Raw genomic sequence first — 26,209 nt, forward strand, 5'->3', positions numbered from 1 at the left:
ATCAGAAGCTGCGCGGCGGCATTGGTCTCAGAACAGCTCGACCGTGCCGGCACCCATGCCCTGCTGTGCCACCGGCTTGTGCGGCGGGCGTTCCCATTCCACACGCATGTCGCGCAGACGGTTGGAGACCTTGGCGAGCGAGGCGACCAGATCGCTGTCGTACACGCCACCATTGCGGTGCAGCAGTTCCTGCAGCGCTACCGCTTCGCGGTTGATCGCGGTGAGGCGATCCAGGTGGGTATGGATGCCGCTGAGTGTCTGCGTGGCGATGTCCTCGAACTGCAGGGCACGCACCGCTTCGGCCACGCTGCCATCGATGGAGCGTGCGCATTCGGAGATTTCGCGCATGCCATCGCCCAACGAGGCGTTGATCTGGGCGACGTTCTCCAGCATGGCGGCCGATTCATGGCGCGCCTCGCGGGAGCGGTCCATGTGACGCGATGCCAGCTGCGAGACCGTTTCACGTACCTTGGCGATCGATTCCTTGGAGCTGTGTGCCAGCTTGCGGATCTGCTCGTTGAAGGTGGTGGAACGTTCGGACAGGTTGCGCACCTCGTCGGCGACCACCGCAAAGCCGCGACCGGCTTCACCGGCACGTGCTGCTTCGATGGCGGCATTCAAGGCCAGCAGGTTGGTCTGGTCGGCGATCGACTTGACGTCTTCCAACAGCGCGAAGATGCCATCCAGATGCTGCGCCATCTCATCGATGTGATGGACGGTGTTGGTGCTTTGGCCGCTCACCTGTTCCAGCGCTTCCACCAACTGCTCCATGCGGGAGCTGGCGTGCTGGGCGAAGCGGGCGACGTCGACGCCGGCACTGCCATCGTCACCGGCGCGGTCGACGATGCGGGCCAGTGCCTGGCTTTGTTGGCGCGACTTGCGGTTCATCGCTTCGAAGCTGCCACCCAGACCGGACACGGCCTGGCGGATCAGTTCGCGGGCACGCTCGACTTCCGAGCGCGAACCGTCGACTTCGTTGCTGACGAACGTGCGCAGTTCGTTGAGCAGTTGGTCCTGCTCGCGCAGGATGCGGGTCTGGTCCGGATTACGCCGGAACTGGGAATACGTCACCCAGGCAGCGAAACCCAACCAACTGAGGGTCATGGTCGCCAGGATCGCCCAGCGCACCGAAGCGGGCCAGTCGAATCCGACAGCGAAGGGAAACAGCAAGGTCAGGGCCAAAGGGGCGGCCAGACGGATGAGTGGACGTGAATACATGGGCGTTCTCGGCAGAGTCACGGTTGCTGTATCGGCACTGCCCCCATTGTCTTTAGCGACGATCGCCACATCGTCTCGCCCGCGTTGCCGTCAGCGGCTCACGCCAGCGCCCGTTACGGGCGCCTGAAACCGTCTTCTGCGTCCTCTCACCGCAAGGCGCGATCGACTGCTTCGCTCATCGCGCGCTTGGCAAACAGGAAGTCCCACAGGCTGCCGCCCATCTGCCGCCACAGCACCGCAGAGCGCACTGCCGCCAGCAACAGCGCGCGGATTTCGGCGACCACCCCGGCCTGGCCCAGGTAGTGCGGGTTGCCCTGCACCATGACCTTGGGGCGCAGGTGGCTGATGGTCTGCGCGTACAGCCCGCCCAGCGAACTGAGCACATCCGGGTGCGCGCTGTCGTTCAGCTGTTGCGCCTGGCGTGCAGCGGCGTCGATCCCGCTCGATACCGTGGCCACGGTCGCGGTGTCGCGGACGAACCGGCGCTCCAGCTGCAGTACGGCCAGCGCCAGGCGCGGGAGTACATCGTCCTGGCCCTGGTTGCGGAAATAGTTGTGCAGCAAGCGCAGACCCGGCGCCACCGCAGCGGCCGAGCCATACACGGCCTCCGGTGACGCTGCGTCCACCCGGAACACGCTGTCCATGGCGGTACGCACCGTCGCGGCCTCCGAATGCCCGGTCTCGGCGATCCGCCGCACCTGCTGCAGGGCCTGGGCGACGCCGGCAAGCGCCAGCACACGGTGATCCATGGAAACACTCATCAAGCCACACCCTCGGGGGAGAAAGAAGATCCTGCCAATTGACGTTCCAGCGGTGCATCGGTGGCGGCAATGACTGCGCCGCCGAGGCATTCCTGTCCGTCGTACAGCACCAGCGATTGCCCGGGCGTCACCGCCCGTTGCGGCCGCTCGAAGCGCACCTGCACGCTGCCATCGTCCTGGACGTCCACCGTGCACGGCTCATCCGGCTGGCGGTAACGCGTCTGCGCGGTACAGTCGAACCGGCGTGCCGGCGGCGCGCCGGTCACCCAGTGGGCCTGCTCGGACTGCAGCCAGCGCGACTGCAGCAGCGGGCTGTCGCGGTCCTGATCCACATACAGCACGTTGCTGGCCACATCCTTGCCGACCACGTACCACGGCGCCGCGGCCCGGCCGCGCACGCCGCCGATGTTCAGGCCCTCCCGCTGGCCCAGGGTGAAATAGAACACCCCCGGATGCTCGGCAATGCGCTGTCCCTGCGGGTCACGGATCTCGCCGGTGCGGGCGGGCAGGTAGCGCCCCAGAAACTCGCGGAAATCGCGCTCGCCGATGAAGCAGATGCCGGTGGAATCCTTCTTGGCATGTGTCGGCAGGCCGGCATCCTGGGCAATGCGGCGCAGCGTGCTCTTTTCCAGGTCGCCGATCGGGAACAAGGTGGCCGCAAGTTGGGTCTGCCCCAGCTGATGCAGGAAATAGCTCTGGTCCTTGCCGCGATCGGCACCGCGCAGCAGCCGCCAGCGTCCGCCGCTGTAGGCTACCCGGGCGTAATGCCCGGTGGCGATCCGCTCGGCGCCCAACGCCTGGGCGGCGTCCAGAAAGTGCTTGAACTTCACTTCGCGGTTGCACAGCACATCCGGGTTGGGCGTGCGCCCGGCCGCGTACTCGGCCAGAAAATGCTCGAACACGCCGCTCCAGTATTCGCCGGAGAAATCGCGGAAGTGAAACGGAATGCCCAACACGCCGCACACCGCCACCGCATCGCGACGATCGTCTTCGGCGCGGCAATCGCCGCTGCCGTCATCGGCCCAGTTCTGCATGAACAGCCCGGCAATCGGCTCGCCCTGGCCGGCCAGTTTCCACGCGGCCACTGACGAATCCACGCCGCCGGACACGCCCACCACGATGCGCGGCGTGCTCATGCGACGTGCCGCACCAATGCCAGCGGATGGCGCTGCCCGGCCAGGTAATCCGCCACCACCTCCCACACCAACGGGCTACGCAGCCGCTCGGTCGCATCGCGCAATTCGTCCGGTGTCATCCACAGCGCACGCACCACGCCGGTGTCCAGGCTGCGCTCGGGATGATGGGTCACCGGCTCGGCTGCGAAGGCGAAGCGCAGAAAGGATTGGCCGTTGGGCGCTTCCCACTGGTAGGTGCCGATGAAGTGGGTGAGCCGCACGTCCCAGCCGGTTTCTTCCAGGGTTTCGCGCACCGCCGCGTCCTGCAGGCTCTCGTTTGGCTCCAGATGGCCGGCAGGCTGGTTCAGCAACAGGCGGCCGCCGATGGTCTCTTCCACCTGCAACAGGCGGCCATCGCGCACCACTACGGTGGCCACGGTGACGTCCGGGTGCCAACGCGGATCGGTGGTGCTCATCGGTGACGCTCCTGCGCAAACAGATGGTGGGCCAGCACATCCGGCGCAGCCATGGCGTCGGCGCGCGGTGCGGGGCCCGGCATCGCATGCGGTGCCGGAGCCGCGTGCGGGCGGGCAGTGGGCGACGGCGCCGGTCGCAGCGCGGTCAGGGTGTCAGTCATCGAGTGCCAGTCGGGGGGTCGGAGACAAATTGTGCGGGCCGCAGCGTAAATCGTCCAATGCGCACGGCGATGAACCGTATAATGGCCCGATGCCTCGGAAGACCTCCCACGAACACGATCATGGCCTCACCGTCGAAGCCAGCAAGCCTGAAGTGGCGCCACCGCCGCGCTATCAGGTGCTCCTGCTGAACGATGACTACACCCCGATGGACTTCGTGGTGACGGTGTTGCAGCAATTCTTCAACCTCGACCTGGAGCGGGCCACCCAGGTCATGCTGCACGTCCACACCCGTGGGCGTGGCGTCTGTGGGGTCTATAGCCGTGAGGTGGCCGAGTCCAAGGTCGCCCAGGTCAACGAGTTTTCGCGCATGAACCAGCACCCGCTGCTGTGCACGATGGAACAGACCTGAGGCATTCGCCAGATCATTCCAGCAGCGCAACAGTGTGGCTGCAATCACGTGCTAACGCCGTCTGAACATGACTATCCGATAGGGTTGTGGAAAATCCCAACAAAAGCCGCATATTGTTGGCAACAGCCGTTCGGAGTGACCAATGTTCAGCAAAGACCTAGAGCAAACCATCGGCCAGTGCTACAAGCGAGCACGCGAGGCGCGTCATGAGTTCATGACCGTCGAGCACCTGCTGCTCTCGCTGCTGGACAACCCTTCCGCGCAAGCCGTGCTCAAGGCCTGCGGCGCGGATCAACTGCGTCTGCATAACGATCTGGAGCAGGCCATCGAAGCCTCGGTCTCGCGCCTGGCCGAAGACGATGGTCGCGACACCCAGCCCACGCTGGGCTTCCAGCGTGTGCTGCAACGCGCCGTGTATCACGTGCAGTCCTCCGGCAAGAAGGAAGTCACCGGCGCCAATGTGCTGGTCGCGATCTTCGGCGAGAAGGACTCGCACGCGGTGTATTTCCTGAATCAGCAGGACATCACCCGCCTGGATATCGTCAACTACCTGTCCCACGGCATCGCCAAGCTGGGCGAGGACGGCGAACAGCCGTCCGCAGCCGATGGCGAGCCCAAGAGCGAGGGCGGGGAAGGCGAGGCCAAGAGCGATGCGCTGGCCGAGTACGCCACCAACCTCAACGAGTTGGCCCGCAACGGCAAGATCGACCCGCTGGTCGGGCGGGGCGACGAGATCGAGCGCACCATCCAGGTCCTGTGCCGCCGCCGCAAGAACAACCCGCTGTACGTGGGCGAGGCCGGCGTGGGCAAGACCGCAATTGCGGAGGGCCTGGCCAAGCGCATCGTCGACAACGACGTTCCCGAAGTGCTGGCCGACGCGGTGATCTTTTCGCTCGACCTGGGCGCACTGGTCGCCGGCACCAAGTACCGTGGCGACTTCGAGAAGCGCCTCAAGGGCGTGTTGAGCGCGCTCAAGAAGGTCCCCAACGCGGTCCTGTTCATCGACGAGATCCACACCATCATCGGTGCCGGTTCGGCGTCCGGCGGCACAATGGATGCGTCCAACCTGATCAAGCCGGCGCTGTCGTCGGGCGAGCTGCGCTGCATCGGCTCGACCACGTTCCAGGAGTATCGCGGTATCTTCGAAAAGGACCGTGCGTTGGCACGTCGCTTCCAGAAGATCGACATCGTCGAGCCGACCGTGGGCGAAACCTTCGAGATCCTGCAGGGCCTCAAGCCCAAGTATGAGGCGCACCACGGCGTGACCTATGCCGACGACGCACTACAGGCGGCGGTGGATCTGTCGGTCAAGCACATCGGCGACCGTCTGTTGCCGGACAAGGCGATCGACGTGATCGACGAAGCCGGTGCGCGTCAGCGGCTGCTGCCGGAAGGCAAGCGCAAGGAGCTGATCGACATCGAGGAAATCGAGACCATCGTCGCCAAGATGGCGCGCATCCCGGCTAAGCAGGTCAGCGCGACCGACAAGGACGTGCTGCAGCACCTGGAGCGCAACCTGAAGATGGTGATCTTCGGCCAGAACCCGGCGATCGAAACCCTGGCCGGCTCCATCAAGCTGGCACGTTCGGGTCTGGCCAATCCGGAAAAGCCGATCGGCAACTTCCTGTTCGCCGGCCCGACCGGCGTGGGCAAGACCGAGGTCACCAAGCAGCTGGCGCTGCAATTGGGTATCGAACTGGTGCGTTTCGACATGTCCGAGTACATGGAAGCGCATTCGATCAGTCGCCTGATCGGTGCACCTCCGGGCTATGTCGGCTTCGATCAGGGTGGCCTGCTGACCGAAAAGATCGTCAAGACCCCGCACTGCGTGTTGTTGCTTGACGAGGTGGAAAAGGCGCATCCGGACATCTTCAACATCCTGTTGCAGGTCATGGATCGCGGCATCCTCACCGACACCAATGGACGCGAGGCGAACTTCAAGAACGTGATCCTGGTGATGACCACCAATGCCGGCGCCACCCAGGCGTCGCGTCGGTCGATCGGTTTCACCAAGCAGGATCATTCCACCGATGCGATGGAGTCGATCCGCCGCGGGTTCACGCCGGAGTTCCGCAATCGTCTGGATGCGATCGTGCAGTTCCAGCCGCTGGGCTTCGACCACATCCTACGCGTGGTGGACAAGTTCATCATCGAGCTGGAAATGCTGCTGCAGGAAAAGCACGTGTCGCTGTCGGCCACACCCACCGCGCGCGATTGGCTGGCGCAACACGGCTTCGACCCGTTGATGGGTGCGCGCCCGATGTCGCGCGTGATCCAGGAGAAGATCAAGCGTCCGCTGGCCGACGAGTTGTTGTTCGGCAAGCTGGTGGAAGGCGGGCGGGTCAACATCGACGTCAAGGACGGCGAGCTGGTCGTGGAAGCGCATCCAGAGCCGGAGCGTTTGCTGCCTGCCACAGTCGACTGATCCCAGCGATTGCTGTCAAAAAAGCCGCTCGAACGAGCGGCTTTTTTTTGTGCGGACACACTTGGCGTCAACGCCTCACGAGCGATAGCAGCTTCGATCCGATCACTGTCTGCCCAGACGTCTGCTTGCCATTGTGGATCTTGCAGCATCCTGCGCGTTGATCCGATGCGCTCAGGCCACTCGGGCGCGACATCGCATCCCGCCGGCCGTCACGCCTGCGACTAACGGCAATGAGTCGGGTCTCACCCGGGCCTCCTGCGCCGAGTGACTTGCCGCATTGAATACTTGAACTCATGCAGCGTGACGCGACTCGCCGCAGCGAGGGGCCGCAGCTCGTCCCAGCAACGCAAGTTCCAAATCACAAATTGCAGGCACGACAAAAAGCGGCCATGGGCCGCCTCGCGTCTGAGCACCCAAACCGCTTACTTCATGCGGTAGGTAATACGGCCTTTGGTCAGGTCGTACGGGGTCATCTCGACCTTGACCCGGTCACCGGTCAGGATTCGGATGTAGTTCTTGCGCATACGGCCGGAGATGTGGGCGATGATCTCGTGCCCGTTTTCCAGCTTGACCCGGAACGTGGTGTTGGGAAGCGTCTCGCTGACGCTGCCTTCGAATTCAATGGAGTCGTCTTTCGACATGTAATCCTGTGCAATCACGGCTGGCCCGGCAGGGCCGTAAGGGACGGCATTTTACGCCCCATCTCCCCGCGGCGCAAATTTTATGTTAAGCGGACTTCACCCAAGGCGCTTGCGGGGCGCTCGCCGTAGCGCTCGGACCAGCTGGCTGCCGGCTCCGCCTGGGCCACCTGGTGTTGCACCAACTGCAGGAACTGCGAGCGCGGCATGCGCTGCGCACCCAGGCTCAGCAGGTGCGGGTTCTCCACTTGCGCGTCCAGCAGCGGACAGCCGCGCGACTGCAAATCGGCAGCCAACGCTGCCAGCGCTACCTTGGAGCCGCCGCTTTCTGCACTGAACATGCTCTCGCCGAAGAACATCCGGCCGATTGCCACGCCGTAGATGCCGCCGACCAGGCGTTGGCCATCGAATACCTCCACCGAGTGCGCATGGCCCAGCCGATGCAGGCCGATATAGGCGCGCTGCATCGGTGAGGTGATCCAGGTGCCATCCTGGCCGGTACGTGGAATCGCGGCGCAGGCAGCGATCACCTGCGCAAAGGCGGTATCGGCGCGCACGGTCCAGCTGCTGTTGCGCAGCTGGCGTTTGAAGCGCGAGGACAGGTGCACGCCATCGGTGCGGAACACCATGCGTGGGTCAGGGCTCCACCACAGGATCGGCTGCCCCTCGGAAAACCAAGGGAACACACCATGTGCGTAGGCGTTGAGCAGCCGCTGCGGCGATAGGTCGCCACCGATGGCCAGCAGGCCGTCCGGCTCGCGCAATGCCTGGTCGGCCGGCGGAAACGGTGCGGCCGGATCGGCGGGAAGCAGAAAGGGAAGGGGGCGCGACATCGCGGCAGTTTAGAGCGTGGCGTGTGGCGCGCGGTATGCCATGCGACTCAGCCACAGGCAGCGGGGCGAGGGCGAGCACGGACCGAATGCCGGCCAATCGACGGCTGCGCGCCACAGTGGTTGCCATGCGCTGATCACGATCCCCATCCACCTTGCGCAGGCCACTTATGTGGCATGGGGCGGCGAGTCCTCGCACGGCAACGGCCGGCGCGATCCATGTGTCGCGATCGACGCGATCACCGCGCGTCAGCCGCGAAACGGACTGTGCTCGGCCAGCTCAAGCGCGTGCCGGGCGACGGCCTGGCGCTCATCGGCGCACCACTGCGCCAGCGGCTCGCGGAAACCGGGGTCGGCGATCCAGTGCCGGCTGCGCACCAGGGTCGGCAGGAAGCCGCGCGCAATCTTGTGCTCGCCCTGCGCGCCCGGCTCGAAGCGGCTCAGGCCTTCGCGCAGGCAGTATTCGATGCCTTGGTAGTAGCAGGTTTCAAAATGCAGGCCGGGCAGCGCCTCGCCGCCCCAGTAACGCCCGTACAGGGTGTCGCTGCCGCGCAGGCACAGCGCGCCGGCAATGGGTTGCCCATCCAGGTCGGCCAGGAACATCACCAGCTGGCGCGGCAGATGCTGCGCAAGATGGCGCAGGAATTGCGGCGTCAACGCCGGCGAGTTGCCGTATTCGTTGAAGGTCTTGAGATAGAAGCCGTACATCGCGTCCAGATCGGCGTCGCTGGCTTCATCGCCATGCACGGCGCGTAGCTGCACGCCGGCGCGCTGCACCTTGGCGCGCTCCTGGCGGATGTTCTTGCGTCGCTTGTGGTCCATTGCCGCCAGGAACGACTCGAAGTCGCTCCAGCCGCTGGCGTTGTGCCAGTGGTATTGCAGATCGTTGCGTTCCAGCCAGTCGTCAGTGAATGCGGAATCCTCATCGGCCGGATGGAAATTCACATGCGCCGAGGACAGCCCGCTGCGCTCGACCAATGCCTGCATCGCCACCAGCAACTGTCCGCGCCACCGGGCTGCGCCCAACAGGCGCGGGCCGGTCACCGGCGAGTAGGGCACCCCGCACAGCCACTTGGGGAAATACTCCTGCCCGTAGCGCGCATACGCATGCGCCCAGGCGTGGTCGAACACGAACTCGCCGTGCGAGTTGTTCTTCAGATACCCCGGTGCCGCCGCAACCAGGGTGTCGCCTTCCCACAGCGTCAGGTGCAGTGGATTCCAGCCCCAGTCCGGGCGCAGGCACCCTTCGCGCTCGAGACCCTGCAGGAACGCATGGCTGATGAACGGGTGCGTCCCATCGTGCAGCGCGTCCCAGGCACCGGCCGGCAGCTCATCCAGCCGACGCAACCAGCGGGCGGTCACGCTCATGTGCGCGGCTTGCCGTTGGCGCTGGCCGCACGGCGCGGCCGGCGGTCAGCGGGCACCTCAGGCGCTCTTGTCGAGATAGCGCTCGGCATCTAGCGCGGCCATGCAGCCGAACCCGGCCGAGGTAATCGCCTGACGGTAGTGCTGGTCGGCGACGTCGCCGGCGGCGAACACGCCGGCCACCGAGGTTTCCGTCGCCGCGCCGTTCAGGCCGGAGCGGATCTCCAGGTAGCCGTTGTTCATGGCCAGCTGGCCATCGAACAACTGCGTGTTGGGATGGTGGCCGATGGCGACGAAGAAGCCATGCGCGTCGATGTCGCGGGTGCTGCCGTCGATGGTGGACTTGACCCGCACCCCGGTCACGCCCGCATCGTTGCCCAGCACCTCGTCGATGGCGTGGTGCCAGACGGTTTCGATCTTGCCGGCGGCAACCTTGGCGAACAGCTTGTCCTGCATGATCTTTTCCGCACGCAGGGTGTCGCGGCGGTGCACCAGGTAGACCTTGCGGGCGATGTTGGACAGGTACAGCGCTTCTTCGACCGCAGTGTTGCCGCCGCCGACCACCACCACGTCCTGATCCTTGTAGAAGAACCCGTCGCAGGTGGCGCATGCCGACACGCCGCGGCCCTTGAAGGCCTCTTCGGTGGGAATGCCCAGGTATTTGGCGGTGGCGCCGGTGGCGATGATTAGCGCGTCGCAGGTGTACTCGGCGCTGTCGCCGACCAGGCGGAACGGCCGCTGCGACAGGTCCGCGGTGTGGATGTGGTCGAAGATCACCTCGGTGTCGAAGCGCTCGGCGTGCATCTGCATGCGGTTCATCAGGTCCGGGCCCATCAGGCCGTGGGGGTCGCCGGGCCAGTTGTCCACTTCGGTGGTGGTCATCAGCTGACCGCCTTGCTGCAGCCCGGTGATGACCACCGGCTTGAGATTGGCACGCGCGGCATACACCGCGGCGGTCCAGCCGGCCGGGCCGGAGCCGAGGATCAGCAGGCGGGAATGCTTGGCAGGACTGGCAGAAGAGGCGCTCATGTATACTCGCGATCTAGGAATTGATGGGGATGGCGTAGGTCAATCGCGCCCCCGTGGCGGCATAGAGTGGCGGTCCCCACCCGGTGAATCAAGGCGGCGCGATGGAACTGCTTGAGCCGCAGATGGCATGGTCCGCCCGCAGTGCATGTCTGACGCCGCCTCGTGCGGCGTTTTTCGTTGATCCGCATGCGGCGAGGCAACCGGTGGTCATTCAACAGCTGTCAGCGTGGCCTCAGTCGTTTATTATCAACCACTAACAGCATTTTTCTAAGGTCTGGCTACAGGTGGCAAAGCAGGTTCCCGAACGCAGCAAGCCCGCAGAGGGCAAGTCGTCGTCGCGCAAGCCGGCGGTGGCCGACAATCCGCGTCGGCAAAAGCTCTGGCGCGATCTGGCCTTGATTGCGGTGGCGCCATTGCTGCTGTATCTGCTGGCCAGCCTGTTCACCTATTCGGCCGCCGACCCGGGCTGGTCGCAGACCGGCAGCGTGGTCGCGCCGGTGCACAACATGGGCGGCCGGGTCGGTGCCTGGATCGCCGACGTGTTGCTGCAGCTGTTCGGTTACGTGGCCTTCCTGCTGCCGGTGGTGCTGGGCGCGGTGGCCTGGATCGCCTTGTTCGGCATGGACAAGGAAGGGCAGGCCGAGGCCGACCTGGGGCCGGCGTTGCGCCTGGTCGGCATGGTCGGCTTCCTGATCTCCTCGACCGGCTTCCTGCACCTGCGCCTGTTCAATGGCGACGTCGCGGGGGCGGGCGGCATTCTTGGGCGGTTGGTGAGCAACTCGCTGAGCGCCGGCTTCGGCGCGCTGGGCGCGAACCTGTTCGTGCTGGTGCTGCTGCTGGTGTCGATCACCCTGGCCACGGGCCTGTCGTGGTTTGCGGTGATGGAGCGCATCGGTAGGTGGGTGCTGGCGCTGGGGCCGCTGATGCAGCGCAAGACCCACCAGGCCAGCGAGTGGCAGCAGACCCGGGTGATGCGCGAAGAGCGCGAGGAAGTGCGCAAGGTCGATGCGGTCAAGCAGGCCAAGCGCGAGCCGGTGAAGATCGAGCCGCCGCCGGCACCGGTGGTGGAAAAAAGCGAACGCGCCAAGCGCGACACCCAGATTCCGATGTTCCAGGGCGTCAGTACCGACGGCTCGGACCTGCCGCCGCTGGCACTGCTGGACGACCCCAAGCCGCAGGCCAAGGGCTATTCCGAAGAAACCCTGGAGACCTTGTCGCGGCAGATCGAGTTCAAGCTCAAGGACTTCCGCATCGAGGCGCAGGTGGTCGGGGCCTATCCGGGCCCGGTGATCACCCGCTTCGAGATCGAGCCGGCGCCGGGCATCAAGGTCAGCCAGATCAGTTCGCTGGACAAGGACATCGCGCGCGGGCTGTCGGTGAAGTCGGTGCGTGTGGTGGACGTGATTCCGGGCAAGTCGGTGATCGGCCTGGAAATTCCCAACGTCACCCGCGAGATGATCTTCCTGTCGGAGCTTCTGCGCTCCAAGGAATACGACAAGTCGGCCAGCCCGCTGACGCTTGCGCTGGGCAAGGACATCGCCGGGCGCCCGACGGTGGCCGATCTGGCGCGCATGCCGCACTTGCTGGTGGCCGGTACCACCGGCTCGGGCAAGTCGGTGGCGGTCAATGCGATGGTGCTGAGCCTGTTGTTCAAGGCCTCGCACAAGGAACTGCGGATGCTGATGATCGACCCGAAGATGCTCGAACTGAGCGTCTACCAGGGCATCCCGCATCTGCTGGCGCCGGTGGTCACCGACATGAAGGAGGCCGCCAATGGCCTGCGCTGGTGCGTGGCCGAGATGGAGCGGCGCTACAAGCTGATGAGCGCCGTGGGCGTGCGCAACCTGGCCGGCTTCAACAAGAAGGTCAAGGACGCCGAGGATGCCGGCCAGCCGCTGATGGACCCGCTGTTCAAGCCGAATCCGGAACTGGGCGAAGCGCCGCGGCCGCTGGAAACGCTGCCGTTCATCGTCATCTTCATCGACGAATTCGCCGACATGATGATGATCGTCGGCAAAAAGGTCGAAGAGCTCATCGCGCGTCTGGCACAGAAGGCACGTGCGGCCGGTATCCACCTGATCCTGGCCACGCAGCGGCCTTCGGTAGACGTGATCACTGGCTTGATCAAGGCCAATATCCCGACCCGCGTGGCGTTCCAGGTCAGCTCCAAGATCGACTCGCGCACCATCCTGGACCAGTCCGGCGCCGAGGCGCTGCTGGGCAATGGCGACATGCTGTACCTGCCGCCGGGCACCGCGCTGCCGGACCGCGTGCACGGCGCCTTCGTCAGCGACGAAGAAGTGCATCGCGTGGTCGAGCACCTCAAGGCCAGCGGGCCGGTGTCGTATGTGGATGGCGTACTGGACGAAGTGCAGACCATGGGCGATGGAACGGTGGTCGGTGCGACCGGCCTGCCGGAAAGCAGTGGCGGTGGTGGCGACGAGTCCGACCCGTTGTATGACGAGGCACTGCGGATCGTGACCGAGACCCGACGCGCCTCGATTTCCGGCGTGCAGCGTCGCCTGAAGATCGGCTACAACCGCGCTGCGCGCCTGATCGAGGCAATGGAAGCCGCTGGCGTGGTCAGCCCGCCCGAACACAACGGCGACCGCACGGTGCTGGCACCGCCGCCGCCCAAGTGAGTGCGGCGGCGATCGCGGCGGGCTAGCCGGCGATCGGGACGGGTTGGCGGTACGGGGCGTGCCGATTGCGGCCCGCCGCCGCGCCCGGCGCCTGCGCCCGGGGTCATTCTGGTTGGCCTTGGCGGCTCACTGAGGTGGCCTGCCCAGACCGCCGCGGTCCACCGCGTGTAGCGCAATGGCGAGCGCAACCGGACCCGGCAATACGGCAATGTTGGAAGTCGATGCCTGTCATCGCGCGGCACACCGGCTACCCTGTCTGACGAAGGGCCGCTCCGGCCCGCCGCGATCGAGACCCATGCTGCATCGTCCGTTGTTGTTGTTTGTGCTGATCGTCTCCGCTCCGCTGCTTGCCCAGGCGCAACAGCAGGCCGCGCCTGCCGCGGCTGCACCGCGCAACCAGGCCGATACCAACTACAGTTTCGTGCGCTATCGCGCCGACTACGAAGTGCGCGCCGATGCCAGCAGCGTGGAGACCGACGAGTACGAGATCCTGCTGAAGACCAAGTCGGCGGTGGAGCAGTTCAGCCAGGTGCGGCTGAGCTATAGCGAGAAGATGGAAACCCTCGAGGTACTGGCGGCCTACACCGTTACCGCCGAAGGCCTGCGCCAGGACGTGGCGACCGACAAGATCTATACCCAGGAGAGCTACTCCAGCGCCTCGGCGGCGATGTACGCCGATCGCAAGGTCAAGGTGGTGGTGTTCCCGAATCTGGCGCCGGGCGCGCGCATCGTCTACCGCGTGCGTCGGGCGCAGAACACCCCGTATTTCCCCGGCTATTTCAGCCTGTGGGAGACCTTCAGCGTGTTTGCGCAGTACGACGATGCGGTGGTTACCCTGATGGCGCCCAAGGCGCTGCCGATGCATCTGTCCGTGCGCGGCTTGCAGGGCGGCACCAAGCCGGTGGTCCGCGGCGATCAGGCACGTTGGGAGTGGCGGTATCAACGCGCCGTGCCGATGAAGAACCAGAACTGGAGCGCGGCGACCTGGGAGTTCAGCCCCACCTTGATGGCCAGCACCTTCGACAGCTGGTCGCAGATGGGTCTGGCCTATCACGTCAAGGGTGGGCGCGCGGCGGCGGTCACGCCGGCGATCCAGACAGTGGCCGACCAGGTCACCCAAGGCATCGACGACCCGCGCGCGCAGGCGGCGGCACTGTACGCCTGGGTGGCGCGCAACATCCGCTATGTCGCGGTGTATCTGGGCAACGGCGGGCTGGAACCCAATAGCGCCGACAGCATCCTGGCCAACCATTACGGCGACTGCAAGGACCACACCGTCATCCTCGAAGCGCTGCTGGCCGCCAAGGGCATCGCCAGCACGCCGGTGCTGATCGGCGCAGAGGGCGGGCCGACGCTGCCGCCGATCCCGGTGCTGGGGCGCTTCAATCACGCCATCACCTACATCCCGGCGTTCGATCTGTATGTCGATTCAACCAACCCGTACGCACGCTTCGGGCAGTTGCCGGCCGGCGATCTCGGTGCGCCGGTAGTGCACACGCGCGACGGCAAGGTCACGCACACGCCGCCGAACGACCGCAAGGTCAATCGCTATGTCGCGCGTACCGAGTACCGGTTCACGCCGCAGGGCGGCCTGCAGGGCCTGACCACGCTGGATAGCGGGCAGACCGGCGAGGTGGGCCTGCGCGCGATGTTCGTGCAGCTCAATGCGCAAAACCGCAACCGCATCGAAGAGTCGATCATTGCGCAGTCCGGCTTCGACGGCACCGGCGATCTGTTGATACAGGGCGATCCGCTGGACCTGGATGCGCCGTTCAACTATCGCTATCGCTTCCATGCCGACGACGCGGTGGATTTCTCGGTGGTCGGCGGCATGACCTTGCCGGACATGCCGGGGGCCGAATCCACGCGCAGCATCTACACCACCACCTCGGCAGAAGACAATCTGACCCCGTTCTACTGCAATGACAGCGTGCGCGAGGAAACCTACGTGGTGACCTTCCCGGAGACGGTACCGATCATCGCCATTCCGCGCAGTAGCAGGTTTCGCAATGCCGCTGGCGAGTACGTGGTGGACTGGACGCGGCAGGGGCAGACTGTCATGGCGGTGCATCGCCTGCAGCGTGCCGCCGTGCGTGGGCCGCAGGCGCTGTGCCAGCCGCAGGACTACCGCGCGTTTCGCGAGCTCTACCAGCAGGTGCGACGTGGTTTTCGCGGGCAGATCGTGTATGGCGATCTCGCCAGGGTGCAGACCGCGCCATGACGGCGGGCGAGTGCGCTGCATGAACAGGTCGATACGATAGCGCTCGCCCATTCATCTATGAAGCTTCAGAATTGGCGCACTCCTTCAGGAAGACCGCGATGCATCGCCAGCTCCGTTATGCCGTCCTAGCCACCGCCCTGTTCGCCGGTACCGCGTTTGCCGGTGCGCGCCAGGAGCTGGATACGTTCACGCGCGGCCTGAAAGGCTTGGACGGGCGGTTCAACCAGCAGGTCACCGATGGCAATGGCCGGGTCAAGGAGCGCTCGAGCGGGCGGGTGGCCTTGTCTGCACCGCGCCTGTTCCGTTGGGAATACGCCAAGCCCTACAAGCAATTGATCGTGGCCGACGGCAGGAAGGTATGGGTGTTCGACCCCGACCTGGAGCAGGTGACGGTGCGTGCGCAGGGCAGCGAAGAGCAGAACAGCCCGCTGGTGGCCCTGATCGACCCGGCGCGCCTGGACAAGCAGTACGACGTCAGCGAAGAAGCCGCACCGCGCGACGGGCTGCAGTGGTTGTCGCTGACGCCCAAGGTCGACACTGAAGCCAGCTTCCAGATGGCCTCGCTCGGCTTCGGCAAGGACGGACTGGCCAGGATGGAAGTCGTCGATGCGGTCGGCCAGCGCACCGCGATCAGCTTCAGCGGGTGGAAACGCAATCCTGCATTTGCCGCCGACACCTTCCGCTACACCCCGGCCAAGGGTGTGGATGTGGTGGGCGACGCGCAGTAACGGGTCGCTTGCACTGCACGTGCAGATATTTTTCTTTGGGAAGGTGTCTGCCGCCTCATTGCCGTTCGCATTCAAGTCCCATGCGTGGCCGGCACGGTGCATGTCGCCAACGCGCACCGTCACCGCAATGCCCTAACGCGACGGCGCGATAGAATGGGGCGTGGCACGAACCAGATCCCCCATTGAAGGCACCGCCGATCTGCTCAGCGTGGACGCCGATCACCTGCGTCCGTTGGCCGAGCGCATGCGTCCGCGTACGCTGGATGAAATGGTCGGTCAAAAGCGTCTGCTGACAGCCGACAGCGCGCTGCGCCGCGCGGTGGAATCCGGCCGCGTGCATTCGATGATCCTGTGGGGCCCGCCGGGCTGCGGCAAGACCACGCTGGCGCTGCTGCTGGCGCATTACGCGGATGCCGAATTCAAGGCGATTTCTGCGGTGTTGTCGGGATTGCCGGAGGTGCGGCAGGTGCTTGCCGAAGCCGCGCAGCGCTTTGCCGGTGGTCGGCGCACGGTGCTGTTCGTCGATGAGGTGCATCGCTTCAACAAGGCGCAGCAGGACGCGTTCCTGCCGCATATCGAGCGCGGTACGATTCTGTTCGTCGGCGCGACCACTGAAAACCCCTCGTTCGAATTGAACTCGGCATTGCTGTCGCGTTGCCGCGTGCACGTGCTGGAAGCGGTGTCGCCGCAGGACATCGTCGAAGCGCTGCAGCGTGCCCTGCACGATTCCGAGCGCGGCCTGGGGCAGGAGCGCATCCAGGTCACCGATGCATCGTTGCTGGAAATCGCCGGCGCCGCCGATGGCGATGTGCGGCGCGCCCTGACCCTGCTGGAAATCGCTGCAGAGCTGGCGACCGGCGAGGGCGGCGAGATCACGCCGCAGACGCTGCTGCAGGTGCTGGCCGACCGCACCCGTCGCTTCGACAAGAACGGCGAACAGTTCTATGACCAGATCTCGGCACTGCACAAGTCCGTGCGCAGTTCCAACCCGGATGCCGCGCTGTACTGGCTCACCCGCATGCTCGACGGCGGCTGCGACCCGGCCTATCTGGCGCGCCGGCTGACCCGCATGGCGATCGAGGACATCGGCCTGGCCGATCCGCGCGCGCAGAGCATGGCGCTGGAGGCGTGGGATATTTACGAGCGCCTGGGTAGCCCGGAAGGCGAACTGGCCTTCGCGCAGTTGGTGCTGTATCTGGCCAGCACGGCCAAATCCAACGCCGGCTATGCCGCCTTCAATCAGGCCAAGGCCGAAGTGCGCGCCACCGGCACGCAAGAGGTACCGCTGCATCTGCGCAATGCACCGACCAAACTGATGAAGACGCTTGGTTACGGCCAGGATTACCAGTACGACCACGATGCCGAAGGCGGTATCGCACTGGATCAGACCGGCTTTCCGGATGCGATGGGAGAGCGGGTCTATTACAACCCGGTACCGCGCGGGCTGGAGATCAAGCTCAAGGAAAAGCTCGATCGGTTGCGCGCCGCGCGCGCCCAGGCGCGGGCTGACAAGGCTGGCAGGTCCACGGCATAATCGGCAGCAGGAGATGGCATTCCTCCTTGAACCGCACGCGTTCTGCGTGCTGATGATGCCTGCCCACCCCGCCGGGGCGGCAGGTCCGTGCCCGGCATCGCTTCTTGACCGAGGATGGATGATGCCGTTTTTGCATGCTGGTTCTTCAAAGACACTGCCGGCCGCCGACTGCGGGGCTCCCGCATGAGCGCGCCGGTGTGGTGGCAGCAACTGTTGCTGGCAATGACCGGCGGAGCGCTGGGGTCGGGACTGCGGTTTGCGATCGGCGCATCGTTGCTGCAGCGCTTTGGCAGCGGGTTCCCGTGGGGAACATTGACCGTCAACCTGGTTGGTTCGTTCGTCGCCGGCGTGCTGATGGTGTGGCTGGAGGCGCGTGGTCCTTCGAGCTGGCCGCTACGCGCCTTGTTGATTGTCGGCGTGATCGGCGGGCTGACAACTTTTTCGTCGCTGATGATGGAGTGCCTGATGTTCGCGCGCAGCGACCGCTCGACGCTGATCGGCGTGTATCTGGCGGTGACCCTGGTGGCCGGGCTGACGTTGGTGTTTGCCGGTGCGCGTGCCGGGCAGTGGTTGATTGCACGCTAGGTCGCGGCTTGCCGCATCTTCGCGACAGGCAGACGCGTCTTGCGTGCTTGGTAAGCCGTGCTCTTCGAGAAATCCGAAGGCGTGCTTTCGCACGCCTTCGGTGAGCATCTGACCTGTTTGACTAGAGCGGTATGGCGGCCGATCTGGCGATGCCTGACTTACAGCGCTTCGATGATGCCCGCTGCGCCCATGCCGGTGCCGATGCACATGGTGACCATGCCGTACTTCTGCTGGCGACGACGCAGGCCGTGCACCAGGGTGGCGGCGCGGATTGCGCCGGTGGCGCCCAGCGGATGGCCCAACGCGATCGCGCCGCCCAGCGGGTTGACCTTGGACGGGTCCAGTTCGCTGTCGCGGATCACTGCGAGCGCCTGCGCGGCGAAGGCTTCGTTGAGCTCGATCCAGTCGAGCTGATCCTTGGTCAGACCGGCCTGCTTGAGTGCCTTGGGGATGGCGGCGATCGGGCCGATGCCCATCACTTCCGGGCGCACGCCGGCGACCGAGAAGCTGACGAAGCGGGCCAGCGGGGTCAGGCCGTAATCCTTGATCGCCTGCTCGGACGCCAACAGCACCGCGCCGGCACCATCGCTCATCTGCGACGAATTGCCAGCCGTCACGCTGCCGCCGAACTGGCCGTTGCGGAACACCGGGCGCAGCTTGGCCAGACCTTCGAGCGAACTGTCCGGACGCGGGCCTTCGTCGGTGTCGACCAGGCGCTTGCGCAGCGCGATGACGTTGCCCGCCAGGTCGGGCTGGTGCGAATGGATTTCGTACGGGGTGATCTCGTCACGGAATTCGCCGGCAGCAATCGCGGCAATCGCCTTCTGATGCGAAGCCAATGCGAACGCATCCTGATCTTCGCGCGAGACCTTCCACTCCTCGGCGACCTTTTCGGCGGTGATGCCCATGCCGTAGGCGATGGCCACGTGGTCGTCGGCAAACACGCTCGGCGACATGGCGACCTTGTTGCCCATCATCGGCACCATCGACATCGACTCGGTGCCGCCGGCGAGCATCAGGTCGGCATTGCCCAGGCGGATCTGGTCGGCCGCCATCGCCACGGCCTGGATGCCGGACGAACAGAAGCGATTGATGGTCTGACCGGCGACCGAATTCGGCAGGCCGGCCAATAGCACGCCGATGCGCGCCACGTTCATGCCTTGCTCGCCCTCGGGCATGGCGCAACCGATGATGGCATCGTCGATCCGCGACAGATCGATGCCCGGCGCCTGCGCGACCACTGCGCGCAGCACGTGCGCCAGCATGTCGTCTGGACGGGTGTTGCGGAACACGCCCTTGGGTGCCTTGCCGACCGGCGTACGCGTGGCGGCAACGATGTAGGCGTCTTGAATCTGCTTGCTCATGGCTATCTCCGATAGCCGGGAATGGGAAATGGGGAATCGGGAATCGCAAGTGCGGATTCGCCTGGGTTCGCCATCTTCATTGACCGGCCAAACAATTGGGAGGAGTAGGGACTCGGTCAGGCTTTCACCCATTCCCGATTCCCCACTCCCGATTCTCAGTTCCTCAACGGCTTGCCGGTCTTGAGCATGTGCCCAATCCGTGCCTGGGTCTTTTCCTGCTGGGCCAGTTCGACGAAGTGCTTGCGCTCGAGCTTGAGCAGCCATTCTTCGTCCACCAGTGCGCCACGATCGACTTCGCCGCCGCACACCACCGTGGCAATACGCGTCGCGATCTCGTAGTCGTACTCGCTGATGAAACGGCCTTCCAGCATGTTGACCAGCAGCATCTTGAAAGTGGCAATACCCACATTGCCAGCGACCTGGATGCGACGGGCCGGCAGCGGAGCGCGGTAGCCACCCTCGGCCAGCGCACGGGCTTCGGCCTTGGCGATGTGCAGTGCCTCGTAGCTGTTGAAGACAATCTTGTCGGTGGCACGCAGCAGGCCCAGCTCCTTGGCGTTGACCGCCGAGTTGGACACCTTGGCCATCGCGACGGTTTCGAAGGTCTTCTTCAGCTCGGCGAACACGTCGCCGCCCGGACCCGCCGCAATCGAAGCGCGGACCGCGATTTCCTTCAAGCCGCCGCCGGCCGGCAGCAGGCCGACGCCGGCCTCCACCAGGCCGATGTAGCTTTCCAGCGAGGCCACGGTCTTGGCGCTATGCATCTGGAACTCGCAACCGCCGCCCAGTGCCAGGCCGCGCACCGCGGAAATCACCGGCACCTGCGCGTACTTGATGCGCTGGCTGGTGGCCTGGAAATTGGCGACCAAGGCTTCGAACGCATCGACCTTGCCGGCCTGCAGCAGGCCAAGCGCGCCGGCCAGATCCGCACCGGCGGAGAAGGGTTCTTTCTGCTGCCAGATCACCAACCCGGCGAAGTCCTTCTCGGCGCGGCCGACGACTTCCTGCAAGCCGTTGAGTACGTGGTCGGACACGGTGTTCATCTTGGTCTTGAAGCTGACCACGGCGATGTCGTCGCCGTCATGCCACATGCGCACGCCGTCGTTTTCGAACACGGTCTCGCCCGGCGAGAACTGCTCGCCCAGCAGCGGATCGGGGAAGCGCTGGCGCTTGTAGACCGGCAGGGCAGAGCGCGGCAGTTTGGCATCGCGGGCCGGGCTGTACGAGCCTTCCGCGCCATGCACGCCATCGCGACCATCGAACACCCAGTTCGGCAGCGGCGCGCTACTCATGCTCTTGCCGCTGGAAATATCTTCGGCAATCCACTGCGCCACCTGCTTCCAGCCGGCGGCCTGCCAGGTCTCGAACGGGCCGAGCGACCAACCGTAGCCCCAGCGGATCGCCAGATCCACGTCGCGCGCGGTTTCGGCGATGTCGGCCAGATGGAAAGCGCTGTAGTGGAACAAATCGCGGAACGTGGCCCACAAGAACTGCGCCTGCGGGTGCTGGCTTTCGCGCAGCTTGGCGAACTTTTCCGCCGGGTTCTTGATCCTCAGGATCTCGACCACTTCCGGTGCAGCAGTGCGATCGGCAGCGCGATAGTCCTGCTTTTCCAGGTCCAGCACCACGATGTCCTTGCCGACCTTGCGGAAGATGCCGGCGCCGACCTTCTGGCCCAGGGCACCCTTGGCAATCAGCGCTTCCAGCCACTTCGGCGCGGTGAAGTATTGGTGCCACGGGTCGTCCGGCAGGGTGTCGCCCATGGTCTTGATCACGTGCGCCATGGTGTCCAGGCCGACCACGTCCGAGGTGCGGTAGGTGGCCGACTTGGGGCGTCCGACCAGCGGGCCGGTCAGCGCGTCGACTTCGTCGAAGCCCAGGCCGAACTCCTGCGTGTGATGGATGGTGGACAGGATCGAGAACACGCCGATGCGGTTACCGATGAAGTTCGGGGTGTCCTTGGCATACACGACGCCCTTGCCGAGCGTGGTGACCAAGAAGGCTTCCAGACCTTCGAGCACGGCCTTGTCGGTGCCCTTGGCCGGAATCAGCTCGGCCAGGTGCATGTAACGCGGCGGGTTGAAGAAATGCACGCCGCAGAAGCGGTGGCGCAGCTGCTCGGGCAGCACGTCGGAGAGCTTGTTGATGCCCAGGCCGGAGGTGTTGGAGGCCAGCACCGCATGCTCGGCCACGAACGGGGCAATCTTCTTGTACAGGTCCTGCTTCCAGTCCATCCGCTCGGCGATCGCCTCGATGATCAGGTCGCAGTCGCGCAGCTGCTCCAGGCCGCTCTCGTAGTTGGCCGGGGTGATCGCCTCGGCCAGCGCCTTGCTGGCGAGCGGGGCAGGGCTGAGCTTGCCGAGATTGGCGATGGCCTTGAGCACGATGCCGTCGGCCGGACCTTCCTTGGCAGGCAGGTCGAACAGCACGGTGTCGACACCGGCATTGGTGAGGTGCGCGGCGATCTGCGCGCCCATGACGCCGGCACCGAGCACGGCGGCGCGACGGACTAGCAACGGATTGGACATAGCAATGGCCTCTTGGTGGAGCGTTTACGGTGTGGAATGAGCACGGAACCCGGGTTCCGCGAAACGAATGAGTTCGCGCGCCGCGCGCGCGCGGTGGTCGGCCTCGCTGACGCCCGCCGGGCGCTTGATCAGGCCGAAGTCGGCCATGGCGTAGGTGAGCGCGCCGGCCAGGAAGTCCAGCCGCCAATACAGCTCTTCCTTGCTCAGGCCCGGCACGCAGACGGCGATGGCCTTGCCGAATTCGCGCAGCACATGACCGTAATGGTCGGACAGGAACTTGCGCAGGTTGTCGTTCTTTTCCGCATAGGCGCGAGCAATCACGCGCACGAAGGCGCCGCCGTTCTGGCGGTCCTGCGCCATCGCCAGTGCCGGCTCGACGAAGGCCGCGAGCACGGCAGTGAGTTCGCCGGGCCGGGATTTCCTTGCTGCCTCCAGCTGCTGCAGCCGTGCGGCAGTCATCTCGTCCATGCGGCGGCGGAACACCTCGTTGACCAGGTTTTCCTTGGAGCCGAAGTGATAGTTCACCGCAGCGATATTCACGTCGGCCTGGGTGGTCAGCTGCCGCAGCGAGGTACCGGCAAACCCATGCTGGGCAAACAGCTCCTCGGCGGCACCGAGAATGCGGTCCTTGGTGGAGAAGTGGGCAGGCTTGGGCATGCGCTGGGGTGAGGCTCAATCAAACGATTGTTTGAGTCTACGGGCTTGGTTGCAGGCGCGTCATGCGGCAATGCAGCACGATTCAGGGGGCGGTGTGCAAATGGATGGGCGACACGATAGAATTGACCATCGCAAAGAAGCCTAAGCCCGCGTTTTGACGCGGGTTTTTTTCATGATAACCTCGGGCCTTCAGTGGCCCGCCCAACGGAGAACTTCCCATGGCGCTGGAGCGCACCCTGTCCATCATCAAGCCCGACGCCGTTGCCAAGAACGTCATCGGCGAAATCTACAGCCGCTTCGAGAAGGCTGGCCTGAAGGTCGTGGCCGCCAAGTACAAGCAGCTGTCGCGTCGCGAAGCCGAAGGCTTCTACGCCGTGCACCGCGAGCGCCCGTTCTTCAACGCCCTGGTCGAGTTCATGATCTCCGGCCCGGTGATGATCCAGGCGCTGGAAGGCGAGAACGCCGTTGCCGCACACCGTGACCTGCTGGGCGCGACCAATCCCAAGGACGCTGCGCCGGGCACCATCCGCGCCGACTTCGCCGATTCGATCGATGCCAACGCCGCTCACGGCTCGGACTCGGTCGAGAACGCTGCCAACGAAGTCGCGTATTTCTTTGCCGCCACCGAAGTGGTCTCGCGCTGAGGCCGAGAGAGTCGAATCGTGAATGAGGTCGTGATCCCCTCCGTGTTGCAGGACGTACCTGTCCGTACCCCGGAACTGCGCAAGCAGAACCTGCTCGACCTCGACCGCGAGGGACTGGAGCGCTTCTTCGCCGACACCCTCGGCGAGGCGCGTTACCGTGCCCATCAGGTGATGAAGTGGATACACCATCGCTACGTCACCGATTTCGACCAGATGACCGACCTCGGCAAGGCATTGCGTGCGAAGTTGCACCAGCATGCCGAGGTCCTCGTCCCGAACGTCGTGTTCGACAAGCCCTCTACCGACGGCACCCACAAATGGCTGCTGGCCATGGGTACCGACGGCAAGAACGCCATCGAAACCGTGTACATCCCCGACAAGGGCCGCGGCACGCTGTGCGTGTCCTCCCAGGTCGGCTGCGGCTTGAACTGCACGTTCTGTTCAACCGCCACCCAGGGCTTCAACCGCAACCTCACCACCGCCGAGATCATCGGTCAGGTGTGGGTCGCTGCGCGTCACCTGGGCAACGTGCCGCATCAGCAGCGCCGCCTCACCAATGTGGTGATGATGGGCATGGGTGAGCCGTTGATGAATTTCGACAACGTCGTGCGCGCGATGAGCGTGATGCGCGACGATCTGGGCTACGGCCTGGCCAGCAAGCGGGTCACGCTGTCGACCTCCGGCCTGGTGCCGATGATCGACCGGCTTTCCACGGAAAGCGACGTCTCGCTGGCGGTGTCCCTGCATGCCGCCAACGACACGCTGCGCGAGAGCCTGGTGCCGTTGAACAAGAAGTACCCGATCGCCGAGTTGATGGAGTCGTGCGCGCGCTATCTGCGCGGCAGCAAGAAGCGCGACTCGGTGACCTTCGAATACACCTTGATGAAGGGCATCAACGACCAGCCGGAGCATGCGCGCCAGCTGGCCCGGTTGATGCGGCAGTTCGACAATGCGGTGCAGTCCAAGGACGCCGGCAAGGTCAACCTGATTCCGTTCAACCCGTTTCCCGGCACGCGTTACGAGCGCTCGGGCGATACGGAGATTCGCGCATTCCAGAAGATCCTGCTCGATGCGCAGGTGCTGACGATGGTTCGCCGCACCCGTGGCGACGACATCGACGCGGCATGCGGGCAGCTCAAGGGTCAGGTCATGGACCGTACCCGTCGCCAGGCGGAGTTCCGCCGCACATTGGAAGGGCAGGCCGATCGAGATGCGGCAGCGTGAACTCGCGTTAATGGCGGCCGTGGCGATCGCGTTGTGTGCGGTCGGTTGCGGCGGTCGCAATGCCAAGGCCGGCAAGATCAAGACCGTGGAGCAGGTCGCGCCGAGTTATGACTTCCGTGACAGTGCTGCAACCCGCGAGCGGATCGCCCTGGATCAGCGGCTGGGCCTGGCAAACAATCGCATTCAGAGTGGCGATTATGCTGGCGCAGAACAGCAGGTGCGCGAGGTTCTCAAGAAATCCCCCAGTTCGGTCGATGCATTGATGTTCCTTGGAGTCATCCAGCAAGGGCAGGGTAATCCGGCGGCGGGAGAAACCTACCGCCGCACGACGGACCTGGCACCACAACGTGGCGATGTCCTCAACAACTATGGCGCGTGGCTATGTGCAAATGGCCAGGCGGCCGAGTCGCTCGCCTGGTTCGATCGTGCTTTGCAGGACGAAAATTATGCGCAGGCGCCTGCGTTGGCCAATGCTGGTGGATGCGCGCTGCAGGCCTCACAGCGCGAGCGGGCCGTCCGTGATTTGCGCAAAGCACTGGAACTTGAGCCGGCAAACGCTTACGCGCTTGAGTCGATGGCGCGCTATGAAGTCGGTCAAAAAGCCTATTTCGAGGCGCGCGCCTTCATCGAACGGCGGCTTGCGGCTGCACCGGCAACGGCTTCCGTGTTACAACTCGCCATTCAGATTGAGCAAGGGCTAGGCGACAAGGTAGCTGCCAGCCGTTACCAACAGCGGTTGGTCAAGGAATTTCCTGACGCAGCGACCGCTAACCCCGGGGCCAATGCATTGTGATCAGTGATTCCAATCCGAACCCTTTCGAGCAGGAAAAGGGCTGCGGAACGCAGTTGCGCGAGGCGCGTGAAGCTGCAGGTCTGAGCGTGGACGAGGTCGCCGGCAAGCTGCGCATGCCTGCGCGGGTGGTGCATTCGCTGGAGCAGGAAGAGTGGCAGCGCCTGGGTGCGCCGGTGTTCGTACGCGGCCAGTTGCGCAGTTATGCGCGCCTGCTGCAGGTCGACCTGGAGCCGTTGCTGCAGCAGGCGACCATCGCACCCATCGAACCGGTCAAGTTGGTCAGCCACACGCATACCCCGCGTGCCCGGCGCATTCTCGAAAGCACCGCGCGCAAGGCGATGTATGTGGTCATCACCGGGGTGTTCGCCGTGCCTGTCTGGTACGCAACGCGTTCGCACCTGGATGGCAAGGCACCAAGCACGGTATCGCTGGACAGCATGCCGGTTGCGGCCAAGGCCAGCGCTGCCGCTGCCGCGACGCAGCCCGCTGCCGCACCACGCGAACAGCCGGCGCCCTATATCGCGTCGATGACGCCGGTGCCGCGTACCGCCACCGCCGATGAGGCGCCGGCAGCTGCCGGAACCGGCGACCTGTCGCTGAGTTTCAGCGGCGACAGCTGGGTGCAGATCCTGGCGCCGGACGGCAGCGCGGTCGAAAAGGCGCTGATCCGCGCTGGCGAACGCCGCAGTTATTCGCCAGGTCAGGTGGGCCGCATCGTGCTGGGCAATGCATCGGCGGTACAGGTTCAGCAAGGCGGCAGTATCGTCGATGTGAAACCGTTCCAGCGCGCTAACGTGGCTCGTTTTGCGGTATCCTCCGACGGCTCCGTGGTACCTGCTTCCGAGTGAAGCGGACTGCGGT

23 protein-coding genes and 1 riboswitch are annotated in these 26,209 nt (G+C 64.9%); of the genes, 11 read left to right on the plus strand and 12 right to left on the minus strand.

Annotated elements, in window-relative coordinates; translation table 11 throughout:
- Positions 1–27 precede the first annotated feature (27 nt).
- The 5 genes from XnspCFBP7698_RS00350 to XnspCFBP7698_RS21495 all read right to left on the minus strand — a co-directional run bounded on the left by XnspCFBP7698_RS00350 (position 28) and on the right by XnspCFBP7698_RS21495 (position 3,731).
- A complete protein-coding gene (locus tag XnspCFBP7698_RS00350; RefSeq protein ID WP_039403891.1) occupies positions 28–1,218 on the minus strand; it encodes a methyl-accepting chemotaxis protein in 1,191 nt (396 codons plus the stop codon).
- A 146-nt stretch (positions 1,219–1,364) separates the two neighbouring features.
- Positions 1,365–1,979, minus strand: coding sequence for a high frequency lysogenization protein HflD (gene hflD / locus XnspCFBP7698_RS00355; protein ID WP_039564599.1), 615 nt, complete (start codon positions 1,977–1,979; stop codon positions 1,365–1,367).
- The gene (mnmA, locus tag XnspCFBP7698_RS00360) at positions 1,979–3,115 is read right to left on the minus strand and encodes a tRNA 2-thiouridine(34) synthase MnmA (RefSeq protein ID WP_047695189.1); all 1,137 of its coding nucleotides are present in this window, start codon (positions 3,113–3,115) and stop codon (positions 1,979–1,981) included. Before mnmA ends, hflD begins: the two co-directional genes overlap by 1 nt.
- Positions 3,112–3,570 (minus strand): NUDIX hydrolase, encoded by a 459-nt coding sequence (locus XnspCFBP7698_RS00365; RefSeq protein ID WP_104580615.1) that lies wholly within the window; start codon positions 3,568–3,570, stop codon positions 3,112–3,114. The genes mnmA and XnspCFBP7698_RS00365 overlap by 4 nt, the downstream gene beginning before the upstream one ends.
- Entirely contained in the window at positions 3,567–3,731 is a 165-nt protein-coding gene (locus XnspCFBP7698_RS21495) for a hypothetical protein (RefSeq protein WP_158255446.1), read from the minus strand. The genes XnspCFBP7698_RS00365 and XnspCFBP7698_RS21495 overlap by 4 nt, the downstream gene beginning before the upstream one ends.
- An 89-nt stretch (positions 3,732–3,820) precedes the next feature.
- On the opposite strand from XnspCFBP7698_RS21495, the gene clpS reads away from it, so the two are divergent.
- Together clpS and clpA are read left to right on the plus strand one after the other, a co-directional pair.
- A complete protein-coding gene (gene clpS, locus XnspCFBP7698_RS00370) occupies positions 3,821–4,141 on the plus strand; it encodes an ATP-dependent Clp protease adapter ClpS (RefSeq protein WP_016901748.1) in 321 nt (106 codons plus the stop codon).
- A gap of 142 nt (positions 4,142–4,283) precedes the next feature.
- Entirely contained in the window at positions 4,284–6,566 is a 2,283-nt protein-coding gene (gene clpA / locus XnspCFBP7698_RS00375) for an ATP-dependent Clp protease ATP-binding subunit ClpA (protein WP_039403881.1), read from the plus strand.
- 422 nt (positions 6,567–6,988) lie between these two features.
- On the opposite strand, the gene infA is transcribed toward clpA, so the two are convergent.
- The 4 genes from infA to trxB form a co-directional block, all read right to left on the minus strand.
- The gene (infA, locus tag XnspCFBP7698_RS00380; protein ID WP_002813418.1) at positions 6,989–7,207 is read right to left on the minus strand and encodes a translation initiation factor IF-1; all 219 of its coding nucleotides are present in this window, start codon (positions 7,205–7,207) and stop codon (positions 6,989–6,991) included.
- 80 nt (positions 7,208–7,287) lie between these two features.
- A complete protein-coding gene (gene aat / locus XnspCFBP7698_RS00385; protein ID WP_104580616.1) occupies positions 7,288–8,037 on the minus strand; it encodes a leucyl/phenylalanyl-tRNA--protein transferase in 750 nt (249 codons plus the stop codon).
- Between the two features lie 246 nt (positions 8,038–8,283).
- A complete protein-coding gene (locus XnspCFBP7698_RS00390; RefSeq protein ID WP_104580617.1) occupies positions 8,284–9,402 on the minus strand; it encodes a GNAT family N-acetyltransferase in 1,119 nt (372 codons plus the stop codon).
- 57 nt (positions 9,403–9,459) lie between these two features.
- Positions 9,460–10,428 (minus strand): thioredoxin-disulfide reductase, encoded by a 969-nt coding sequence (gene trxB / locus XnspCFBP7698_RS00395; protein ID WP_039403874.1) that lies wholly within the window; start codon positions 10,426–10,428, stop codon positions 9,460–9,462.
- A gap of 284 nt (positions 10,429–10,712) precedes the next feature.
- Here trxB and XnspCFBP7698_RS00400 point away from each other — a divergent pair, with 284 nt between their 5' ends.
- The 5 genes from XnspCFBP7698_RS00400 to crcB all read left to right on the plus strand — a co-directional run bounded on the left by XnspCFBP7698_RS00400 (position 10,713) and on the right by crcB (position 18,138).
- Complete coding sequence (locus XnspCFBP7698_RS00400) at positions 10,713–13,070, plus strand: DNA translocase FtsK (RefSeq protein ID WP_047695180.1); 2,358 nt, start codon at positions 10,713–10,715, stop codon at positions 13,068–13,070.
- A 295-nt stretch (positions 13,071–13,365) separates the two neighbouring features.
- A complete protein-coding gene (locus tag XnspCFBP7698_RS00405) occupies positions 13,366–15,291 on the plus strand; it encodes a DUF3857 and transglutaminase domain-containing protein (protein ID WP_104580618.1) in 1,926 nt (641 codons plus the stop codon).
- Between the two features lie 98 nt (positions 15,292–15,389).
- Positions 15,390–16,019 (plus strand): outer membrane lipoprotein chaperone LolA, encoded by a 630-nt coding sequence (gene lolA, locus XnspCFBP7698_RS00410; protein WP_104580619.1) that lies wholly within the window; start codon positions 15,390–15,392, stop codon positions 16,017–16,019.
- A gap of 160 nt (positions 16,020–16,179) precedes the next feature.
- On the plus strand, positions 16,180–17,553 hold the full coding sequence (locus XnspCFBP7698_RS00415) for a replication-associated recombination protein A (protein WP_047695176.1): 1,374 nt from the start codon (positions 16,180–16,182) through the stop codon (positions 17,551–17,553).
- A riboswitch (Fluoride riboswitch) is annotated at positions 17,554–17,622 on the plus strand.
- 114 nt (positions 17,623–17,736) lie between these two features.
- Entirely contained in the window at positions 17,737–18,138 is a 402-nt protein-coding gene (gene crcB / locus XnspCFBP7698_RS00420; RefSeq protein ID WP_104580620.1) for a fluoride efflux transporter CrcB, read from the plus strand.
- 158 nt (positions 18,139–18,296) lie between these two features.
- Here crcB and XnspCFBP7698_RS00425 read toward each other — a convergent pair whose 3' ends face one another.
- From XnspCFBP7698_RS00425 to XnspCFBP7698_RS00435, 3 genes are all read right to left on the minus strand, one after another.
- On the minus strand, positions 18,297–19,502 hold the full coding sequence (locus tag XnspCFBP7698_RS00425; protein WP_039403863.1) for an acetyl-CoA C-acyltransferase: 1,206 nt from the start codon (positions 19,500–19,502) through the stop codon (positions 18,297–18,299).
- Positions 19,503–19,657: 155 nt separating this feature from the next.
- Positions 19,658–22,030 (minus strand): 3-hydroxyacyl-CoA dehydrogenase/enoyl-CoA hydratase family protein, encoded by a 2,373-nt coding sequence (locus XnspCFBP7698_RS00430; protein ID WP_104580621.1) that lies wholly within the window; start codon positions 22,028–22,030, stop codon positions 19,658–19,660.
- A 24-nt stretch (positions 22,031–22,054) separates the two neighbouring features.
- The gene (locus XnspCFBP7698_RS00435; protein WP_047695173.1) at positions 22,055–22,687 is read right to left on the minus strand and encodes a TetR/AcrR family transcriptional regulator; all 633 of its coding nucleotides are present in this window, start codon (positions 22,685–22,687) and stop codon (positions 22,055–22,057) included.
- Between the two features lie 218 nt (positions 22,688–22,905).
- Between XnspCFBP7698_RS00435 and ndk the strand changes: the two genes are divergently transcribed.
- Genes ndk through XnspCFBP7698_RS00455 form a run of 4 tightly spaced genes read left to right on the plus strand, consistent with a single transcriptional unit; the run spans position 22,906 to position 26,196 of the window.
- Positions 22,906–23,331 (plus strand): nucleoside-diphosphate kinase, encoded by a 426-nt coding sequence (gene ndk, locus XnspCFBP7698_RS00440; RefSeq protein WP_002812972.1) that lies wholly within the window; start codon positions 22,906–22,908, stop codon positions 23,329–23,331.
- Positions 23,332–23,361: 30 nt separating this feature from the next.
- Entirely contained in the window at positions 23,362–24,555 is a 1,194-nt protein-coding gene (rlmN, locus tag XnspCFBP7698_RS00445; protein ID WP_233548934.1) for a 23S rRNA (adenine(2503)-C(2))-methyltransferase RlmN, read from the plus strand.
- Between the two features lie 10 nt (positions 24,556–24,565).
- Positions 24,566–25,348, plus strand: a complete 783-nt coding sequence (locus XnspCFBP7698_RS00450) for a tetratricopeptide repeat protein (protein ID WP_104580623.1) — start codon at positions 24,566–24,568, stop codon at positions 25,346–25,348.
- Complete coding sequence (locus XnspCFBP7698_RS00455; protein WP_104580624.1) at positions 25,345–26,196, plus strand: RodZ domain-containing protein; 852 nt, start codon at positions 25,345–25,347, stop codon at positions 26,194–26,196. The genes XnspCFBP7698_RS00450 and XnspCFBP7698_RS00455 overlap by 4 nt, the downstream gene beginning before the upstream one ends.
- The last annotated feature ends 13 nt before the right edge of the window (positions 26,197–26,209 follow it).

The sequence above is a fragment of the Xanthomonas sp. CFBP 7698 genome, from assembly GCF_003600855.1.
Classification (GTDB): Bacteria; Pseudomonadota; Gammaproteobacteria; order Xanthomonadales; family Xanthomonadaceae; genus Xanthomonas; species Xanthomonas cannabis.

What these genes read in the sequence shown, in the direction of transcription:
- XnspCFBP7698_RS00350 (WP_039403891.1), bottom strand. Translation starts at nt 1,218, where the DNA reads ATGTATTCACGTCCACTCATCCGTCTGGCCGCCCCTTTGGCCCTGACC.
- hflD (WP_039564599.1), bottom strand. Translation starts at nt 1,979, where the DNA reads ATGAGTGTTTCCATGGATCACCGTGTGCTGGCGCTTGCCGGCGTCGCC.
- mnmA (WP_047695189.1), bottom strand. Translation starts at nt 3,115, where the DNA reads ATGAGCACGCCGCGCATCGTGGTGGGCGTGTCCGGCGGCGTGGATTCG.
- XnspCFBP7698_RS00365 (WP_104580615.1), bottom strand. Translation starts at nt 3,570, where the DNA reads ATGAGCACCACCGATCCGCGTTGGCACCCGGACGTCACCGTGGCCACC.
- XnspCFBP7698_RS21495 (WP_158255446.1), bottom strand. Translation starts at nt 3,731, where the DNA reads ATGACTGACACCCTGACCGCGCTGCGACCGGCGCCGTCGCCCACTGCC.
- clpS (WP_016901748.1), top strand. Translation starts at nt 3,821, where the DNA reads ATGCCTCGGAAGACCTCCCACGAACACGATCATGGCCTCACCGTCGAA.
- clpA (WP_039403881.1), top strand. Translation starts at nt 4,284, where the DNA reads ATGTTCAGCAAAGACCTAGAGCAAACCATCGGCCAGTGCTACAAGCGA.
- infA (WP_002813418.1), bottom strand. Translation starts at nt 7,207, where the DNA reads ATGTCGAAAGACGACTCCATTGAATTCGAAGGCAGCGTCAGCGAGACG.
- aat (WP_104580616.1), bottom strand. Translation starts at nt 8,037, where the DNA reads ATGTCGCGCCCCCTTCCCTTTCTGCTTCCCGCCGATCCGGCCGCACCG.
- XnspCFBP7698_RS00390 (WP_104580617.1), bottom strand. Translation starts at nt 9,402, where the DNA reads ATGAGCGTGACCGCCCGCTGGTTGCGTCGGCTGGATGAGCTGCCGGCC.
- trxB (WP_039403874.1), bottom strand. Translation starts at nt 10,428, where the DNA reads ATGAGCGCCTCTTCTGCCAGTCCTGCCAAGCATTCCCGCCTGCTGATC.
- XnspCFBP7698_RS00405 (WP_104580618.1), top strand. Translation starts at nt 13,366, where the DNA reads ATGCTGCATCGTCCGTTGTTGTTGTTTGTGCTGATCGTCTCCGCTCCG.
- lolA (WP_104580619.1), top strand. Translation starts at nt 15,390, where the DNA reads ATGCATCGCCAGCTCCGTTATGCCGTCCTAGCCACCGCCCTGTTCGCC.
- crcB (WP_104580620.1), top strand. Translation starts at nt 17,737, where the DNA reads ATGAGCGCGCCGGTGTGGTGGCAGCAACTGTTGCTGGCAATGACCGGC.
- XnspCFBP7698_RS00425 (WP_039403863.1), bottom strand. Translation starts at nt 19,502, where the DNA reads ATGAGCAAGCAGATTCAAGACGCCTACATCGTTGCCGCCACGCGTACG.
- XnspCFBP7698_RS00430 (WP_104580621.1), bottom strand. Translation starts at nt 22,030, where the DNA reads ATGTCCAATCCGTTGCTAGTCCGTCGCGCCGCCGTGCTCGGTGCCGGC.
- XnspCFBP7698_RS00435 (WP_047695173.1), bottom strand. Translation starts at nt 22,687, where the DNA reads ATGCCCAAGCCTGCCCACTTCTCCACCAAGGACCGCATTCTCGGTGCC.
- ndk (WP_002812972.1), top strand. Translation starts at nt 22,906, where the DNA reads ATGGCGCTGGAGCGCACCCTGTCCATCATCAAGCCCGACGCCGTTGCC.
- XnspCFBP7698_RS00450 (WP_104580623.1), top strand. Translation starts at nt 24,566, where the DNA reads ATGGCGGCCGTGGCGATCGCGTTGTGTGCGGTCGGTTGCGGCGGTCGC.